The sequence below is a fragment of the Enterococcus sp. AZ194 genome (genome assembly GCF_051713825.1).
GTDB lineage: Bacteria > Bacillota > Bacilli > Lactobacillales > Enterococcaceae > Enterococcus_K.
Map to the genome: position 1 here is coordinate 1,449,015 of NZ_JBIOQR010000001.1, position 15,691 is coordinate 1,464,705.

Consider the following 15,691-nt stretch of genomic DNA (forward strand, 5'->3'; position numbering starts at 1 on the left):
GAGTTCTTTAAAATGTACCACCCTCTAACCAGTGTATTTGGTGAGGGTGGTTTTCTATTTGGTAGAAATGGAGGATGGGACATGCTAGAGTTGAAGGTTCGGAAATAAGCTGAAATTGCTGTGAAACACTATTTACAAAGTAAATAGATGTAGAACAGTACCTACCTGGTCACAAAAATTTGAAGAGCACCATGTAGGAATCAATCAACATCGAAAGAAAGTCTTTCGTGTTTCTTGTCATTTCCGTGAATTCCTTCTTATTTCTTGGAGTTAAACACTTCTGTCCCATCCTCAGCAATTTCACATAATTCTTATTTATCAACTTATAAAAAACAGGCAAATTCTTTCAAATTTTAAAATAATTCTATCTTTCGTTGACTAGTTGTTGTGATTTATTGTAGTATAGTTAGGCAACGAACTATCGAGAGGAAGGAGTCAGCATGGAACACAAGACATCGTTAAGAATTCGAATTTTAGCTAATGAGCTAAATCGTAAAGTAGCAGAGGTTTTGAAAGAGGATGGAAGTCCTTTTTCAGGAGGCCAAATGCGCATTTTAAATTTTATTCATTTTCATAATCGAAATAATCAGCCTTTGTATCAAAAAGATATCGAGTGTGAGTTTGATATTCGCCGTTCAACAGCAAGTGGTATTATGCAAACGTTAGAGAAGCACCAACTGATTGAGAGAAGAAGTCGAGAAAATGATAATCGGTTCAAAGAAATCTTTTTAACTGAACGTGGTGAGCAGAAGGTGAAAGAGAACATATCCAAATTACGTAAGTTTGACGAGCAGCTACTCCAAGGAATTTCAGAAGCTGACCGCACGTTATTTTTTTCACTACTTGAACAAATCTCTGCGAATAGTAAGGAATTTATAAAAGAAAGTACGGTGAATGAATGTTAAAGAAACTACTGGCTAATGTGGGCGACTACAAAAAAGAAAGTCTAATCACGCCACTCTTTGTGACAGGCGAGGTTACTTTGGACATTATTATTCCGCTGCTTATGGCGATGATGATCGACAAAGGAATTGAAACAAAAAATATCAATGAGATTTTAAAATATGGTGGCTTATTATTTGTGAGTGCCCTTATCGCCTTATATTTGGGCGCAATGTCTGGACGATATGCAGCGGTTGCTTCGGCTGGTTTTGCAAGAAATCTACGAAATAGTTTATTTAATCGTGTTCAGGGATTTTCATTTTCGAATATCGATCGGTTTTCAACGTCGAGTTTAATTACCCGAATGACGACCGATGTAACGAATGTTCAAAATGCCTATCAAATGGTGATTCGAATCTTGGTAAGAAGTCCGCTTATTTTTATTTTCTCTCTGGCCATGGCTTTTACGATCAATAAAGATTTATCTTTAATTTATTTGGCTGTTATTCCCTTTTTGATTATTGGTTTGGCAGTGGTAATTTATTTTGCCCATCCTAAATTTGAACGAGTTTTCCGGATTTATGATAAATTAAATAACGTTGTTCAAGAGAATTTACAAGGGATTCGAGTGGTTAAATCGTATGTTCGAGAAGATCATGAAAAAGAGAAGTTTCAAGAGGTCTCTAAAGAAATCTATCAAAATTTTTCTATTGCTCAAAGCATAGTTGCGTTTAACAATCCGATTTTACAGACGGCGGTTTATACGTGTATGTTATTAATCTCTTGGTTGGGTGCAAAATTTGTTGTTGGAAGTAGCTTAACTACTGGAGAGTTAGTCAGTATGTTTACCTACACAATGCAAATTTTAATGAGTCTAAATATGTTATCTATGGTTTTTGTTATGGTCTTAATTGCTCGAACTTCAGCAGAACGAATTACAGAGGTTTTAAGTGAAGAAAGTGATATCAAGAACACGGATAATCCTTTATTTGACGTGGCAGATGGGTCTGTCAATTTTAAAGATGTGTTATTTAGTTATGCCAATGATACGGAAAAACTGGCCTTAAAGAAAACCGATTTAACCATTCATTCTGGTGAGGTTATTGGGATTGTCGGCGGAACAGGGAGCTCGAAGTCCACGCTTGTCCAGTTAATTCCAAGATTATATGATGCGACAGAAGGAGCCGTTGAAATCGCAGGCCATAATGTGAAAGAATATGATTTGGAAGCCTTGCGTGATCAAGTGAGTATGGTTTTGCAAAAAAATGTACTGTTTACAGGAACCATTAAAGAAAATTTACGTTGGGGAAATGAAGAGGCGACAGATGAGGATTTGATTCGTGTCTGCAAGATTGCCCAAGCGGATGGTTTTATTCAGGAGTTTCCAGATAAATATGATACGTTAATCTCTCAAGGGGGAAATAATGTTTCCGGTGGGCAAAAACAACGAATCTGTATCGCTCGAGCGTTATTAAAGAAACCTAAGATTTTGATTTTGGATGATTCAACGAGTGCGGTAGATACGAAAACAGATCGTTTGATTCGTGAAGGCATGCGCCAGGAAATCCCTGGAACGACAACCTTTATCATTGGCCAACGAGTTTCTTCTATTGAAGATTCAGACCGAATTATCGTGATGGATAAAGGGGCGGTCAATGCTGTCGGCACGCATGATGAATTGTTAGAAACAAACCAAATCTATCAAGAAGTCTATGAATCTCAAGTGAAAGGATTTGGTGTAGAAAATGTCTAATGAAACAAAAAAAACACATAGAGGAAGTCAAAACCCTATCCAAACACTGAAACGTTTATTTTCTTATATGGTAAAAAACTATCGTTGGCAGCTGATTCTTGTCATGATTTTTATCTTGGTAAGTACGTATGCCAATGTTCGTGGCTCACTCTTTTTACAAGTGGTTATTGATGATTATATTACGCCGCTAATTGGTGTAAAGGATCCCAATTTTTCTGGCTTATTAAAGGCAATTATAACGATGGCCTTTATCTATGGAACGGGGATTCTAGCCAATCTGTTTTATAATTTGTTAATGGTGAGGATCAGTGAAGGGACTCAAAAGCTCATTCGAGACGACATGTTTATTCATATGGAAGCTTTATCGATCTCTTATTTTGACTCGAATTCGGATGGCGACGTCATGAGTCACTTTACAAATGATACGGATACCTTGCGTCAAATGATTTCTCAAAGTATTCCTAACTTATTAGCAGCCTCAGTCAGCTTTGTGAGTGTTTTTATAGCTATGTTTTCAATCAGTGTGCCGCTAACCTTAGTGGTAATTGTTTCTGTTGGCATCATGATTCTGACGATTCGTACGATTGCTGGTCGTAGTGGTCGTTTCTTTGGAGCTCAACAAAAGTCCTTAGGGAAAGTTAATGGGTATATTGAGGAAATGATGCATGGTCAAAAAGTCGTAAAAATCTTTAACCATGAAGAGAAGGCTATTGAAGAATTTACAACTATGAACGAAGAGTTGCGCCAAAATGCAACTCAAGCCAACAAATATGCCAATAGTTTGATGCCAATTATGATGAATCTTTTAAATATTCAATATGTGTTATTGGCAATTATTGGTGGGCTATTTTCTGTCTATGGTGTGTCTGATTTGACGATTGGGATGATTGCGTCCTTCTTACAATTGAGTCGTTCGTTAAATATGCCAATTAGCCAAGTATCCCAACAAATTAATTTTGTTATCATGGCTTTGGCTGGTGCTGAACGTATCTTTAAGTTAATAGATGAACGTCCTGAGGTTGATGAAGGGTACGTGACCTTGGTAAATGTCGTGAGAACGGAAGATGGGTTTGAGGAAAGCGTCGCAAGAACTGGTTTGTGGGCATGGAAACATCCTCATCAAGATGGTTCCGTTACGTATACTGAATTAACAGGAGATGTTCAATTTGAGGATGTCTCATTTGGTTATAATGCCAATACTCGTGTATTAAAGGATATCAATCTATATGGGCGTCCAGGCGAAAAAATTGCTTTTGTAGGTGCGACAGGAGCCGGTAAAACAACGATTACCAACTTGATTAATCGATTTTATGATATCCAAGAAGGCAAAATTCGTTATGATGGTATTAATGTCAAAAAGATTCAAAAAGCTTCTCTTCGCCGTTCATTGGGCATCGTGTTACAAGACACACATTTATTTACAGGAACAATTCGTGAAAATATTCGGTATGGAAATCTTGGTGCAAGCGATGATGAAGTCATAGAAGCAGCTCGCTTAGCCAATGCGCAGGTCTTTATCGAAAATCTTCCGGATAAATATGATACCTTCATTACAGGTGATGGCGAAGGCCTATCCCAAGGGCAACGCCAGCTTCTAGCAATTGCAAGAGCGGCGATTGCCAATCCACCCGTGATGATATTGGACGAAGCGACATCAAGTATTGATACAAGAACAGAAAAACATGTACAGCAAGGAATGGATCAATTGATGAAGGGGCGAACCGTGTTTGTTATTGCTCATCGTTTATCAACGATCCAAAATTCTGATGTAATCATGGTCATGGATCATGGTCGAATTATCGAACGCGGAACACACGATGATTTAGTCGCTGAAAAAGGGATGTACTATCAATTGTATACTGGGAAAGTTGAACTTGATTAACCAAATTAAAAATACAGCTGGAGAAAGGCTTCCGGCTGTATTTTTTTTGACTAAAGGAAAACTAAATTCTGATTAGTGTGACAACTGTTCATATTATTATACTGACAAGATAGTTTTACGAGTAAAACTTGATTTTGCCGCCATTGTCGCATCTATTTTATTATGCTAAGGTTTATGTATGAGGGAGTGAGAAATGATGAACTTACAAAAAAACATCCGAACGCTTAGACGACAACAAGGACTGACACAAAATGAATTGGCACAAAAGTTAACGATTTCAGCAGGCGCTGTGAGTAAATGGGAGACAGGAATGAGTCTGCCTGATACAGAGCACCTACTCCCGCTAGCAAAGCTATTTGGTGTTTCATTGGATCAACTTTTTGGATTTGAATTCATTTTATCAGAACAACGACTAACCGAGATAGAGCAGGAATTACGGACTTTATTTCAAACAAAAGGGTTTACGGCAGGAATAAATAAGATGAGCGCCTATATTAATGACTATCCTAATGTGGAAAAATTACAGTTTGTTTGTGCAAAATTGGCATGGGACTATCGGTTAACTGCCTCTTTTGTAAACGAAGAAGAGGTGAACGAACGCTTACAGTTTGTTTTTGAGCAATTCTCTAGTCTCTTTGAAGCAGAAAATCAAAAGATAAGGATGGACTCACTATACTATGGTGCCTCAATTATGATGACTATGGGAAATTATGAGATGTTGGAAAAACTCCTTCAGCAAATACCAGAAATGACTTATGACACATTGCCTATGAAATTGATGATTTTAGAACAAAAAAAAGAGTATGGAAAAGCAGCCACAGTTGTGCTAGAAACTCTATTTAGCACAGTAAATAAACTCCTTTCGCTCATCGGCACTCAAACTCATTTACAAGATGAACTAGAAAACAAACCGCAAAAAAAACGCTATTTAGAACTATTAAAAAAGACAGAGAGATTATTTGAAACCATCTCACCCACCTATCCATTATTAGAGATAGAAGAGTTAATTGCGGAGGATAGCTTACCAGAAGCTGCCAAAAAAGTAAATGAATTTGTTCAGGATCTGACGCAATTGCCTATAGATTATCGGACACATTTTTTATTTTCTGAACTCACTCTTTCTGCCAATGAGTGGGAAGTAAGACACATGCGCATGCTGTACATGAAAGAGCTATTGAATAAGTACAGAGTAGAATTGGCGGAGTATTTGGACTATGAAAAAGCTGCTTTGATAATAGCTGATTATTGTCAGGAAACTTCTTGAAAGCAACCAAGTTTTTTTGAGTAGGGAAGGTAGGAATCAGTCCTTTTCATAGGTGCTTTAGGTTGAGCAGGACTGCTGTTACCTGAATATCAATAAAAAAACATGCAAATTGTGAGGAACAATATAATTCCAGTAAAGAAGAGCTGTCTTAGCGTTTATTGAATAGAGGGCGTCACGCGCTATTTAAAAACTAAAGGGGGTTCTTTTTGTCTATGAGGTTCATTGTTCTGTATCGCTATCGTATGATGGTTGTGGGAATTACCGGAGTAAAAGGAGAACTTTGGCCAAGAAAAAGGGCGCGTATCTTGAAGAGTTGAGATAAAGGATACTAAAAATGAAAGCGCAGACAATTCGTATCAGCAAGCAGATGAACAATCAGGAGCTGAAATAAATGAATCTAAGCAGTCCATTAGTTCTTTAAATTATTAAGAACTATTATTGATAGTTGCAAGGGACGACGAATCTCTGACTTATTGAGGATCCTACAGTCTTTAATTCAATTAATTGAGTGTGCAGTAAAATGGGTCTCAGACATTGTAAGTAGTTATTTAATGTGCTGTTTTAGTTGAAATAGGGGGTTCCCTAAATAAAATATCTAGAGTTATATTTTATAATTTGCAGTACAGAGAAAAATTTCTTGGAAGAAATGATTCCAAGAAATGATGGTTTATAAACAATCTAGATAGTGAGTACACTCATAAAATAATCCTAAGATAAGAATAGTTGATTCGATAATAAATGTCAATTATTTTCGATAACAATACTTATATTTAGAAATTATTAGCGTAGGGACAGGTTTTTGTAATGAGATGTGCCCTTTGTTTTTTTAAACCGTCAAATAAGCCGTCAGAAAGGATGAGAATTATGGCACGAAGAGGGGAAAATATTTATAAACGAAAAGATGGGCGCTGGGAAGGACGCTATATCAAAGGACGTCATACCGATAATCGTATTTACTATGGTTATGTTTATGCTCGTAGCTTTCGTGAGGTGAAAGAACAACTCTCTGAAAAGAAACGACTCTATCAGAATCGGCCGTTCAATACATTAGAGGTAAGAGGAACAATTGGCGAACTAATCCATATCTGGCTATCCGAGGAGCTCATTCGTCAGGTGAAACCTTCTACTTATTCTAGCTACAAGTATAAGATGACCAAATATATCTTACCTTACTTAGGCAATCTTCCTATAAAAAAATTAAACAGAATACACCTACAAAAAACCGTTGATCAGCTTACAGAAGAAGGTCTCTCTGTTCCGACTATCCGTACAATTATTCAGATTTTTAAAAGTGCGATAAAAAGTTCGGAGATGGTAGGACCTTTCTATGATAGTCTTTTCCAAGGGTTACATTATCCCTTCTATATCAAAAAGAAAGTTCGAGCATTGTCAGCAAAAGAACAAGCGCTCGTAGAAAAAGAAGCCCAACAGTCAGAAAACGGTCTGCCAATTTTATTGGCTCTGCATACAGGTTTACGAATTGGCGAGATTAGCGCTCTAAAATGGCAAGATATTAACTTTGAGAAAAAGGAAATCATCGTGACACGAACACTTCAACGGATTTTTAGTGAACAACAGACTTCTCAAACGGTAATTCACGAGGGCTGGGTCAAAAGTTCCTCTTCTTACCGAACCATCCCCCTTAACGAAAAAATTCTACAACTATTAAAAGCTCAGAAACGATCAAGTGAGTATGTTGTTGGGAGAAAGGGGCGATACTTTGAACCGCGAGCGTTAACCTATCAATTTAAAAAAATCATGATGAAACTGAAACTACCCACGATTCATTTTCATCAGTTACGTCATACCTTTGCGACTCGTCTATTGGAGTTAGGCGCAGATATTGCTTCCGTTAGCTCTTTACTGGGACATCAATCAGTCAAAATGACGCTGGATATCTACACAGACTCGTTAATGGCTCAACGGAAAAAGTGGGTCAGTAAGTTAAGATAAGAAATAAAACATTTGCGAACACGATTAAAAATTAGCCAGTTATTAAAACGAATGATTTTTTTATTTTTAGGTATCAATTACTTTTTGTTGGATTTTAAAATAACAAAAATTATTTAAAAATCGCAAAAATGTAAAGGGTTTCTTCTGAGAGTGGAAAATGTCTTTACATGAAATTTTTGATATCTATAAGCCGTCAGTTCAGCCGTCAAACTACGAAACTTCCCTGATAGACCTCACCTTTTTTTATTTCTCTTTGAATCATTTCTTCTAGGAAAGAAATGGACTGTCTTTACTATAGTGATTTTCTCATATTAATCAAGTAAAGAGATGGGGATCAAACACTTGATTCAAACAAATAATCCAGGATTTATATAGAAAAGGAGGTCTGAGAAATTTTTCGTGGGATGGGATGATCGTCACAGAATAATGGGAAACTATCAGTATAGAGATTCAACTGAATCTAGTTTTAGACAAGAAATAAAGAAATACATACATCCTAGTTTTGACAATGAAAAAAATCAGGAGACCGATTATAGGTTAAGTAAGGGAGCAAAAAAATGAAAAACAAAAAGAAAAACATACTTACAAAAGCAGTGGTTGCGACAACTTTATTCACGGCAGTAGGATTTGCGCCAATCGGAAGCGTATTGGTTGCGCACGCCGCAGAAGACGCTGTGTTTGCGGATGCGATCGCAGATACAACCTCAAACCGTTCAATTACCATTTGGAAATACCAAGTCAGAGATGCGTCTGAATTAGGGGACCGTGGAGATGGAACCAAAGTAGATGTTGATAAAGACATCATCCCTGGAATCAAATTTAAAGTAGAACGTGTAAAACCTGTAGGAGATAAATCGTTAACGAATCCAAGGGAACAACGAGTAGACGAACACTACACGATTGATCCAACTTTCCCAGCACAAACGATTACAACCGACTCATTTGGGAAAGCAGTTATTGAATTAGGAATTGGTCGCGCGAACGACGGAATTTACTTAATCACTGAGTTGCCAGATGACCGGACAGGCACAGACTTGGATGCAACTGATGGCAAGAAAATTGGTACACCGGCAGATCCATTCTTCGTGTATGTTCCACAAACGAATCGTCAAGATACAGGGAAATTAATCTACGATGTGCAGGTACAACCAAAAAATATCTTAGAAAGTTTGGTTAATCCTGATAAAACGATCAACGACTTAAAAGGGGATTCTGTGCACGCAGGACAAGAATTTCAGTGGGAGCTTGCAGCGAAGGTTCCTGCCGGGTTATGGCAAATCGCTGCACAAACAGGTCCCGTAGACGTGTTGAAGGCAGACGGCACAGTTGAACGCACCGTGAGTATCACTGCGGGCGATCCAATTATCATTGTGGATCCAGACGATAGCTCACTGTTACAACCAAACTTCTCTATGACCGATGTTCTAAATGAAAAATTAATCTACAAAGACAACAGCGCAAAAATGCAAGTCCGAGTGGGGGATACGGGAACATGGATTGATTTGGATCCTACAGACTACACTGTTTCTTATGATGCACCAAGCAGAACCTTAAAAACAGCGTTAACAAGAGCTGGGTTAGAAAAAGTTGGGACAGCAGCGAATGGGTATACAGACATTCGTACCGTCTTCACGGCAACGGTTGCGGAAAATTGGAACGGCATCTTAGACAATAACTTTACTGTGAATTATCAAATTCCTGGTCAAACACCAAAAACAGTTACCCCACCTCCATTAACACAACCAAAATATTACACAGGTGGATTTGATATTAAGAAAACAGGGGAAGATACAAAAGCCGTCTTAAAAGATGCTGAATTCATGATTGCCTTAACAAAAGAAGATGCAGAAGCTGGGAAATTTATCGCGACTGATGGTAAAGCTTATGAAAAAGATGCAACATTACCTCCAGGTGTACAATTGATTAAAGCGACATCTGATGAGGATGGTCTTGCGGCCTTTGATGGATTAGCACTTGACTGGACCGATGCGAATTCGGATAACTATGTTCAAGACGATGAAGTCAGTCGTAAGTATTGGGTAGTGGAAACCAAAGCCCCAGAAGGTTATGAGTTATTGAAAGAACCTGTCGAAGTGACCGTTGACTTAACCACAGAAAAAGACGATACCATTGAATTAAACATTGTTGATAAACGTAAAACAGACTTGCCATTTACTGGGGGCGAAGGAACGACGCTTCTTGTGGCCATTGCCTTAGGTGCAATCACTGTTGGTACCGTAGCGATTATGATTGACAAGAAACGTCGCAAAGCTTAGGTGAGAACAAATGAAAGGATGGATAGGCGATGCGAAAAAAGAGACGAGTGAAGCAGATAGTCGCCGTTCTTCTTCCAATGCTGGTTCTTTTAGGGATTGTCTTTACCTTCCCTAAAGGAAACAGCTTACAAGCAGATGATTCTGAGCAACCTTTTGCGACGGTCAAATTGGCAGGAAAAACGACTACTTTGACCGATGTTTCAGTGAAAGAGGAAACCGTTGAAGTGGAATTGGTCGGAAAGAAAGATGAACTGATTCAACTGCCTGATGATGAAGCCTATGAACTTTCTCAGCTGGACGAAGAAGGGAATCCTGTCGAAATTCCAGAAATAGAGAAAACAGAACTTGATGAATGGTTGGAACAACACTCTTCTAAAGCGTCGGAAACGCAAGAAACCTCAGAAACAGCGCAAACTTCTACTGAGACTTCAACAAGTGAAGAGCTAGAAGAAGCACGTCAACCAGAACTCTTTCATGTAACAGGAGAAGATGGCAAAGGGGTGACCTATCTTCAAGTAATGAAAGATGAACCCTTACGTTTTGTGGTTCAGAGACAATCGGAAGAGAAGACACCAATTGTGTTGAAATCAACTGAAAAAGAAAAAACAGAGCAATCGCTTTTTTCTTTCGAAGAGAGATCAACTGAGAAGGAAAAGACCTCTGAGACGTCGAAAAGCACGACAAAAACAGCAGGTAGCTCAGAATCTAAAGCGAACGAACCAACGAATGATTCTTCTTCAGAAACGAAGGAAAAAGTCACACCTCCGAAAATAGAAGAATCAGAGGATACAGAGAAATATGAAAATGTCCAATTTGTCGAAACAAAAGCGACGAAAAAAAGCTTGGATGAATTACGCTCAGAAGAGTATGACGAGGAAGATTCGTTACGAACACCAAAGTTTTTACCTGAAACAAAAGCAGCGCGAAGTGGTGAAATCGATTCAAACGGAACCATTGGTATTCGTGATGCGAAGATTGTAGTGAAGACAGGAACGGCTTCTTTTGATTCTGATAATAATCCAGGACATGATAAGGATGCGACAAATGATATCGTTCGTTCTTTTGATCAGATAATGTATCTAGTTTCATTCTCTGTGCAGAATGAAAGTAAAGAGACGCAATACTCAAATATAAAGTATCAAGTCATTAGCACCTTACCTAGATCACTCAAAAATGAAAATGGGACTTTTGTAAATATTGGAGAAATTGCGAATGGGACGAGCTATCCATCTGCGAATGATGAACTATTTTCAGAAGGTGTGATGGAGTCTGTTATTAGTGATACAGGTCAAATTTTTGTCCCTGTGTCGTTAAGTGTCTACGGTCCAAAACACGGAACAGTTATTGCACCAAAATTCAAACTACGAATTATTGAAGCAACAAATAAGGCAACAGGTGAAGTGGAAACCATTGAAAAAGTCTATGATAGTGATAAACTTCCTGGTCTATCTACTCCAGAAACTAAGGTATCAGCTAAGTCATCTGTGTCTGTACAGCTAGTTCAAGGTGATATTAAGACGAATACTGTATTTGGTTCAAGTAATACAAATGAAGGTGCTTATGATGTGGCAGCTGTGACAACACTGAAGCCTATAGCTGGTAGAACAACAGGCGATTATCGAGGGTCTACCTATCCTAGTACCCCGATTACGTACACTATCAAGCAAAGCGGAACCTTTCAAAAAGGAGCAACGACTGGAAATTTATCTACCAGTCAATTTAATCCATTCTATATGGAGTCTTATGCTCCAGCTGTAAAAGAGCGCATAGTTGGAGAATGGAAGAATTCTGTTGGTGGAAAAACATCAGATGTAAGTCAATTTAAGCGAGCACTCTCAGCCCCTCATGCAAAGTCGTATATAGTATTTACGCAACAACCACTACGTTCAGATAAAAGCGAGATTGGAGTCTTTGACTCAGGAGAGTTCACCATAACTAGAAATGGGAATGTATCGAATCAAAACTATGCAGCTGTATATAATCCATATACATACTTGATGACTGGGCAGCGAAGCCCTTCAGCAACTGATAAAAGTTTCTCTAGCTTAGAAATGATTTTTAGTTGGGATAAGAAAAGGACAGCTGACTTAGCTGCCGCAAATGGATGGAGTAGATATGATATGAAACTCTCTATAGACTCCGTCACCTATGATGGAAGTCCTCATACTAATAGTTCAAGTGTGAGCTATCCTAACTTATCCAGTCCTAGTGGTGGATATAATGCTAGAGTATCAATTATGAATGAACAACTTGGGGGATATTACGGTGTTCCGGGATTACCAGCCAGTAGTCATTTTCAAAATGCAACTCCAGGTGGGAGTAATGTATATAACTATGGAAATGCACAAATTTCAAAAGGTTCAGGTGTTTGGTTCACAAGTCATGCTGCGTATGGTAATGGCCCTGTAGTGAAAGGGAGTCAACACCTATTGATGTGGGATTCAACTGCTTTTAAATTTCGAACAGAATACTATCCAGAAGCCCCCTACTCATGGACATGGTCAATTAAAAACCTATCTCCAAATTATAAGTTTGGAGTAGTTAAAAATGGAAAGTTAGGTCAAACACCTCCATATACAATGATAGTCAACAAAATAGATGTGGATAGTAATAATCTATATGATTGGTATGATACACCTCAAGAAGCAGAATCCCATGGCGATATTAGTGCAGTGCTATACACTGCCCAGTTCGACCATGATGCTACAGCAACAGGCGAAGTTCAACACTGGTTTGCTATCCCATTAACTGTAATAGCTATGCCAGGAGATAAAACCCCTGCTGGCAATCCAATAGTAGCTCTTGGATCACAGAAATTTGTAGATAAAGATGGAAAAGCACTAGCAAATTCAGTTATTAATGGAACTGCCGCAAAAACTGGTAATGGAAATACTTTAGGCTATGGAACGTACAAACCGACTTCCTTCCAATCAAATGGATTTCCGCCATTAGTTGGAGGAGTATATCAGTACCCCATGGAATACTGGAACCATTTAGGTGAATCAGCTTTTGTAAAAAAGATGACAATCACTACAAAAACGGATGTGAAAAAAAGCCTTTATCAGTCCCATGAAACAATTGATGTTAAGGTGAACGCAGTCCTTAATACGCCAGGAACAGGTTCCTATGATGCATCCGTAACAACAATTCTACCTAAAGGAGTGTCTTATAAACAAGGAACATCAAAAGATGCCTATGGGAATTCTGTAGAGAATAAATTACAAATTATCAACAATCCTGATGAGACAACCACATTAAAATGGACATTCCCAAAGGCTTCTACAACAGATGGAATTGAAATCCATTTCCAATGTACACTAGATCAAACAAAACTACCGTATCTAGCAACAGGCTATACAGAAAACCTGTTGGTGAAAACAGTAGGTAACATGTGGGTGAATGGTAATCCAAATGTAAAAGATGAATCTGTCGAAAGTCTTCGATCTTCATCTGATACTTTTATGGTCCAACGTATGCAACAGGTTGTATTAAGCAAAAATGCCAATAAACCATTAATTGAAGTCGGCAACACGGATCCTGTGGGGACAGATACATCCATTACTTATGAAGTTACTTTACTCAATGAAAGCTTGGACGATATTGTAGATGGCCGTTTACTTGATGTCTTGCCGTTTGACAACGACGGGCGAGGAACGAAATTTAGTGGCAACTATACTGTCACTAATGTTCAAGTGACTGGGCCTAGTCCAACCATTAGCTTTTCTAATTCATCGATGGCCTACGATACTGATCCGAATACACTGTCTGGATGGGTTACATACAAACCAGGGGTGGATCCGGTGACGAAAGTCAAAGATGCTAAAGCTATCTTGGTTTCTGTGCCCAAGCTTGCTGTAGATGAGAAAGTCGTATTGAAAATTACGATTCAACCGAAGGATCAAAAAGCGGGAGATGTCTTGGTCAATAATGCCCAGATGAACTCGCAATTTGACTTACAGGTCAATTCTCAAGCAGTTTGGACCCGTGTCCATGGCCGTGATCTATCAGGTGTCGCTTGGTACGATGACAACTATGATGGCTTAATCGGCAACATGGCGAATGGCACACCTGAAGCTTTTGCTAAAGATATTCCAGTGAAATTGTATCGCACAAGCCTTGACGATCCGTCCTACCAAGACAAGCTTGTCAAAGAAAGTCTGACGGGTGAATCGTTGATTGATACAAATGGTGATTCTTTAGTCAAAACAGATGCGAATGGGAAATACAAATTCTCAAATCTGCCAGAAGGCACCTACGTCGCAGAATTTATCGTTCGTGATCGAGTGGTTCGTAAAGAAGTTCAAGTGACGACGGCCGATGTGGGCGACGACCCTACGAAAAATTCGAAGGCGAGTCAAAGTACCCATAAGACGCCGGATTATCATCAACCGATCTTGTCTGATTTGCCAGACGCAACGACACCGGCGGATCCGACTTATCACATCACCGATGTGAATATTGGCTTGATTCGTGCATCACGGATTCGCTTGTTTAAGTACCAGACAGGGACGGTCGTCGATGCCAATAACGATGGCATCATCAGTGATGTTGAAAAAGCGACCGGGACGCCGATTCCTGGCGCAGAGTTTACCATCTATCACGAAGGCGTTGCCCAAGGGACAGCGACCACAGATGAGACAGGTTTCTTATTGTTTGATTTCTTCTTTAGAGGAGACTACACCTTAATAGAAACCAAAGCACCCGATGGGTATGAGTTAATTAAGCATGACATTCCTGTCACGATTAAAGAAGGAAATGAGACGATTATTCTGTATCAAGAAAATGATCGGACAACTGATCTACCATTTACTGGTGGCAATGGGCCGGCCCGACTCTTTTTACTAGTCTCAGGCAGTATCTTCTTACTTGGTTTACTAGGGATTGCGTGGCACTATCGCACACCAAAAAAGAAAGGAGCGGCATAACATGAACCAACGTAGTGAAACAGTTGTAAAAGGAGTCTTCCTTGCGTTCCTTGTCTTTCTTTTGGTGGGTGCGCCATTGGTTGTTTCTGCGGAAACCGCAGATTCGTATGCTCTTTCGATTCAAAAATACAAGCTCGATGCGTCCACTTCTTTACCCAAAGAGTTTCTTCAAGATGGAACCAAGGTGGAACACGCAGTGGATGCCGATGGCAAAAAACTCGTGGCACTACCAGGGATTCAATACGAAGTCACTCGGGTGACCCCGATTTCTGGAGGAACTGATTATCAACTCGTCGAAGGGGCTGCGGCCTTTTCGACAACGATTGTCACTGACCAAACAGGTCTAGCACGAATTGATGGTTTGGCCCAAGGGATGTATCGGGTGATTGAAAAGAATAACGGGCAACTCAAAAATGTGATGGAGCCGGTGATTTTGGAATTGCCTCTGCCTCAGGCAGGAGACAAACCCGCTCTTTCTGAAGTCTACTTATATCCAAAATCAAGTGTGGTCTCGAGTAAGGCACCGACGGAGAAACCAAAAACGGTGGAACGCCTGCCACAAACCAGTGGCAATATCGGTAACTACCGACCGTTTATCCCCCTAAGCTTAGTGATTTTGATTATGGGGTCTCTCGGGTTTCTCTCGATGTGCCAACGAAACACACGGAACTAAGTAAATGTCTGAAGGAGTAACTCTATTTGTAGGGTTACTCTTTCTTTCCTTGATACATAAGGAGCTAAAAAAGAGAGGGGAGC

At 39.2% G+C, this 15,691-nt stretch carries 8 protein-coding genes; all 8 read left to right on the top strand.

Annotated elements, in window-relative coordinates; translation table 11 throughout:
* Positions 1–440 precede the first annotated feature (440 nt).
* The 8 genes from IGI37_RS06875 to IGI37_RS06910 all read left to right on the top strand — a co-directional run bounded on the left by IGI37_RS06875 (position 441) and on the right by IGI37_RS06910 (position 15,608).
* Complete coding sequence (locus tag IGI37_RS06875; protein ID WP_438760802.1) at positions 441–905, top strand: MarR family winged helix-turn-helix transcriptional regulator; 465 nt, start codon at positions 441–443, stop codon at positions 903–905.
* The gene (locus IGI37_RS06880; protein ID WP_438760803.1) at positions 899–2,635 is read left to right on the top strand and encodes an ABC transporter ATP-binding protein; all 1,737 of its coding nucleotides are present in this window, start codon (positions 899–901) and stop codon (positions 2,633–2,635) included. The genes IGI37_RS06875 and IGI37_RS06880 overlap by 7 nt, the downstream gene beginning before the upstream one ends.
* Positions 2,628–4,517, top strand: coding sequence for an ABC transporter ATP-binding protein (locus tag IGI37_RS06885; protein WP_438760805.1), 1,890 nt, complete (start codon positions 2,628–2,630; stop codon positions 4,515–4,517). The genes IGI37_RS06880 and IGI37_RS06885 overlap by 8 nt, the downstream gene beginning before the upstream one ends.
* Before the next feature lie 196 nt (positions 4,518–4,713).
* Positions 4,714–5,781, top strand: coding sequence for a helix-turn-helix domain-containing protein (locus IGI37_RS06890; protein WP_438760806.1), 1,068 nt, complete (start codon positions 4,714–4,716; stop codon positions 5,779–5,781).
* 864 nt (positions 5,782–6,645) lie between these two features.
* Entirely contained in the window at positions 6,646–7,734 is a 1,089-nt protein-coding gene (locus tag IGI37_RS06895) for a tyrosine-type recombinase/integrase (protein WP_438760807.1), read from the top strand.
* Positions 7,735–8,291: 557 nt separating this feature from the next.
* The gene (locus tag IGI37_RS06900; RefSeq protein ID WP_438760809.1) at positions 8,292–10,010 is read left to right on the top strand and encodes a SpaH/EbpB family LPXTG-anchored major pilin; all 1,719 of its coding nucleotides are present in this window, start codon (positions 8,292–8,294) and stop codon (positions 10,008–10,010) included.
* Positions 10,011–10,039: 29 nt separating this feature from the next.
* The gene (locus tag IGI37_RS06905; RefSeq protein ID WP_438760810.1) at positions 10,040–14,935 is read left to right on the top strand and encodes a SpaA isopeptide-forming pilin-related protein; all 4,896 of its coding nucleotides are present in this window, start codon (positions 10,040–10,042) and stop codon (positions 14,933–14,935) included.
* Between the two features lies 1 nt (position 14,936).
* Complete coding sequence (locus IGI37_RS06910; protein WP_438760811.1) at positions 14,937–15,608, top strand: pilin N-terminal domain-containing protein; 672 nt, start codon at positions 14,937–14,939, stop codon at positions 15,606–15,608.
* Positions 15,609–15,691 lie beyond the last annotated feature (83 nt).

Excerpts from the sequence above, each read along its gene's own strand:
- IGI37_RS06875 (WP_438760802.1), top strand. The coding sequence starts at position 441 with ATGGAACACAAGACATCGTTAAGAATTCGAATTTTAGCTAATGAGCTA.
- IGI37_RS06880 (WP_438760803.1), top strand. The coding sequence starts at position 899 with ATGTTAAAGAAACTACTGGCTAATGTGGGCGACTACAAAAAAGAAAGT.
- IGI37_RS06885 (WP_438760805.1), top strand. The coding sequence starts at position 2,628 with ATGTCTAATGAAACAAAAAAAACACATAGAGGAAGTCAAAACCCTATC.
- IGI37_RS06890 (WP_438760806.1), top strand. The coding sequence starts at position 4,714 with ATGAACTTACAAAAAAACATCCGAACGCTTAGACGACAACAAGGACTG.
- IGI37_RS06895 (WP_438760807.1), top strand. The coding sequence starts at position 6,646 with ATGGCACGAAGAGGGGAAAATATTTATAAACGAAAAGATGGGCGCTGG.
- IGI37_RS06900 (WP_438760809.1), top strand. The coding sequence starts at position 8,292 with ATGAAAAACAAAAAGAAAAACATACTTACAAAAGCAGTGGTTGCGACA.
- IGI37_RS06905 (WP_438760810.1), top strand. The coding sequence starts at position 10,040 with ATGCGAAAAAAGAGACGAGTGAAGCAGATAGTCGCCGTTCTTCTTCCA.
- IGI37_RS06910 (WP_438760811.1), top strand. The coding sequence starts at position 14,937 with ATGAACCAACGTAGTGAAACAGTTGTAAAAGGAGTCTTCCTTGCGTTC.